Below are 3,419 nucleotides of genomic sequence, written 5' to 3'. Positions count from 1 at the left end.
CGCAGGAAATGGCGGTCGCGGCGGAGATCGGGTGCGTGCTGGCCCTGGGTCCGCGGGCGGCGGCGTCGTTCCTGGCCACCTCCCACGCCCTGACTGTTTCATTGCCGCGGACTTTGGAGGCGCTGCAGTCCGGGACCCTGTCGTGGCAGCACGCGATAGTGCTGGCAGACGAGACGGCGTCCCTTGATGCGGCGGGGGCGGCGGCGTTGGAGGCGCATTTCCTGCCACCCGATACGCCGGACCCGGACGCCCTTCCCCCGGCCAGGGGGTGCCCGGTTGGGGAACTGCCGGCGCACCGGTTCCGGGTCAAGGCCCGGACCTGGCGGGAACGCCACCACGCCGAATCGATGGAGAAGCGGCACGCCAGGGGTGTGGCGGAGCGGCGGGTGGAGTTCCGGCCGGACCGGGACGGGATGGCGTGGCTGGGCGCGTACCTGCCCGCGGACCANGGAGAAGCGGCACGCCAGGGGTGTGGCGGAGCGGCGGGTGGAGTTCCGGCCGGACCGGGACGGGATGGCGTGGCTGGGCGCGTACCTGCCCGCGGACCAGGCCATGGCTGGGTGGAACCGGCTCACCGCTGCCGCACGAGGTTTGCAGGGGCCGGCCGAGGACAGGACCATGCCCCAGCTGCGCGCGGACAGTTTCACCGCCGCGATCCTCGGCAGCGGTAACACCCGGGGCGGCAGCACCAGTCTCACCAGTGCCAGTGCCACTGCCGGCGTCGTGGCTGCTGCCGGGCCGGGCGCCGGCACCAGCGGCAGCGGGACCAGCGCCGCATCGGGAACTGGCCACCAGTCGCCATCGGTCCGCGCCGAGGTCCTGGTTACGGTTCCGGTGTTCGCGCTGATGGGCCTGACCGATGAACCGGCGATGCTGGACGGGTATGGTCCGGTGCCGGCGTCGATGGCGCGGCGACTGGTCGCGGACGGGGCGGGCTCGTTTTACCGGGTGTTGGTGGACCCGCGGGACGGGGCGCCGTTGGAGATCGGCCGGAAGAGTTACCGGGTTCCCAGGGCGATGCGGGCCTGGCTGCGGATGCGGGACGGGAAATGCCCGTTCCCGGGCTGCAGCAACAACTCCCTGGACACGGAAGCCGACCATCTCCTCGCCTGGCACCACGGCGGCACCACCGGAATCAGCAACCTGGGACAGCCCTGCCCGAAACACCACCGGCTCCGGCACACCACCGCCTGGAAACCCACCCCGGCCACCACGAACGAACCACCCGGCTGGACCTCACCCACAGGCCGCCACTACACAAGCGAACACCAGGACTGGGAACCACCAAGGTGGCCGGAACGACCACAGCCGGGCAGCATCGACATCGTTCACCACGGCACGTCCCCCTGGGAGGATGCCCTTGAGAAGTTCCTGCACGCCCATGCCTGACCACCCTCGGTTGCTAACGGAGAAGCCCCAACTGGTCCGGGGTATCCACATCCTCACCCGTTGACTGGTCGCTGCAATCCACCTCATCCACCAGTTCCGGATGCGCCCGCAGGAAGCCGCGTGCGCCGGCGTCGCCCTTCACTGTTGCACACACCGCTTCCCGCAGGGACACGTCGATGAGCAGGGGATGGCCGCGCTGGAGTTCAGCGTCCCCGCCATCGCCGGGGCCGTCGCGTCGGCGGTAGGCGGCAGCGGTAATCCGTCCGGGGCGGTGGCGGTCCAGCAGCCGCTCCACGGTTTCGGAGGTCAGGCCCGGCTGGTCCACCAGCGCAACCAGCAGGTGGTCCTGCGGAGCCGCGGCCTGGTTCCCGAGCAGGAAGGAGCTGCCCATTCCTGACTGCCATTCCACGTTGGTCAGCACTCGGCAGTGGTCCAAACGGGCAGCAGCCTCAACATCAGCTGCTCCAGCCCCCAGGACCACCACCACTTCCCGGCAGCCGCCGTCGAGCAGCCTGCCTGCGATGGCCTCAACCAGCGGCCGACCGCGATACGGCAACAGGGCCTTGGGACCCAAACCCAGCCGGGTCCCGCCTCCGGCTGCCAGCACAATGCCCGTCACCCTGGGGCCAGCCGATTCCGCTCCGCGGGCATCCATGCTCGTCATAGCTGCACTGTAGTGCTTCCGAGGCGGTGGCCTTTTACACACCAAGTTCCCGGGCACGCCGCAATGCGCCAACGGCTCCAGCCACGAGCTCCTGCACGATCCCTGCGGCCGGGAGAATGCTGCTGACCAGCCCCGCGGACTGGCCGGTGAATGGTACATACTCCTCCATCCGCCCCTCCCGGATTCCCGTTCCAATTTCTTCCTGGAGCCGGGCCGACTGGTGCACCGCTCCAGCCCGGTTGGGTTGCCACTGATCTATGAAAGGGGTCCGCAGGGCGCGGGGAACCACATCGAAGGCACCGCTCCCCGGTTTCGTGAAGATATCGTCCCAGACCTCCACCTTGACGGCGTCCTGGGCTTCGGCGGCTACCAGGGAGCGTTTCCAGCCTTCGCTGATCGATGCTTCTGTCGACGCCAGGAAACGCGTCCCCATATTGGCTCCCTGGGCGCCCAGCATGAGGGCAGCCGCCAAGCCCCTGCCGTCTGCAATTCCACCCGCAGCCAGAACCGGCAAGGGATTCACCGCATCCACCACCTGCGGCACCAGGACCAACGTGGAGATACTCCCGCCGAACCCGCCGGCTTCAGCTCCCTGGGCAATGATCACGTCCGCGCCGCGGTCCGCAGCCAGCCGGGCCTGCTGGACAGTGTGGACCTGCTGTACAAAAAGGCCACCCGCTGCATGCACCTTTGCCGGGAACCCGTACGGATCGCCCAGCGCCATGGAAATCACAGGCGCCTGCATCTCCACAGCTATGTCGAAGGACTCGGGGTGGCCCTGCAGCCAGGGCTGGGTGAAGTTCACCGCGAAAGGCCGCCCGGTGAGCTCCCGGATTCGCCGGATGCTGCCGCGAAGATCCTCGGCGGTGCGAAGTGCACCGCCGAGGCTGCCCAAAGCGCCTGCGTTGGAAACAGCAGCAGCCAGTGCTGCATCGCTCCCGAAGGGCCCCATTCCCGCCTGCATGATGGGGTAGTCAATTCCGAGGAGTTTACAAAAAGACGTCCGCAGCATCGGACTCCACCGCTGCTCCTTCACACAACAGGGACGGGCTTACAGGGCAAGTACAGACCGCAGCTGCACCGTCGTCAATAGGCCCAAAGGCCTCCGGAATTTGGCGCGGTTTCCCCGTCTCAGGCGTCGCCGCCCGCGCCACCGGTGGTGCCGGCGTTGACGTCCAGGAGTTTGTAGCGGTCCAGGGCATACGACGGCGCGCCCTCCTCAACCTCGCCCCTCGCCGCCAGCATTTGCAGCACTTTCACCACGATGGAGTGGGTGTCGTTCTTGAAGTAGCGGCGGGCTGCTGCGCGGGTGTCGGAGAAGCCGAAGCCGTCGGCGCCGAGGGTGGCGAATTCGTTGGGGACGAAC

Annotated in this window: 4 protein-coding genes; 1 reads left to right on the top strand and 3 read right to left on the bottom strand. The window is 68.2% G+C overall.

Annotated elements, in window-relative coordinates:
* Positions 1-449: 449 nt before the first annotated feature.
* A partial coding sequence (locus ASG79_RS24120; protein WP_235509798.1) for an HNH endonuclease signature motif containing protein occupies positions 450-1,389 on the top strand: 940 nt, incomplete at its 5' end.
* 13 nt (positions 1,390-1,402) lie between these two features.
* Here ASG79_RS24120 and nboR read toward each other — a convergent pair.
* The 3 genes from nboR to ASG79_RS12115 all read right to left on the bottom strand — a co-directional run.
* Entirely contained in the window at positions 1,403-2,053 is a 651-nt protein-coding gene (nboR, locus tag ASG79_RS12125; protein WP_056391383.1) for a nicotine blue oxidoreductase, read from the bottom strand.
* Between the two features lie 34 nt (positions 2,054-2,087).
* Positions 2,088-3,065, bottom strand: coding sequence for an NAD(P)H-dependent flavin oxidoreductase (locus tag ASG79_RS12120; protein ID WP_056391380.1), 978 nt, complete (start codon positions 3,063-3,065; stop codon positions 2,088-2,090).
* Between the two features lie 119 nt (positions 3,066-3,184).
* The coding region (locus tag ASG79_RS12115) for a hypothetical protein (RefSeq protein ID WP_056391377.1) at positions 3,185-3,419 on the bottom strand (235 nt) is incomplete at its 5' end.

Source organism: Arthrobacter sp. Soil761 (assembly GCF_001428325.1).
Classification (GTDB): Bacteria; Actinomycetota; Actinomycetes; order Actinomycetales; family Micrococcaceae; genus Arthrobacter.
The sequence above is the reverse complement of the archived record's forward strand: the minus strand, read 5'-3'. Positions and strand labels throughout refer to the sequence as shown.

Excerpts from the sequence above, each read along its gene's own strand:
- ASG79_RS12120 (WP_056391380.1), bottom strand. The coding sequence starts at position 3,065 with ATGCTGCGGACGTCTTTTTGTAAACTCCTCGGAATTGACTACCCCATC.
- nboR (WP_056391383.1), bottom strand. The coding sequence starts at position 2,053 with ATGACGAGCATGGATGCCCGCGGAGCGGAATCGGCTGGCCCCAGGGTG.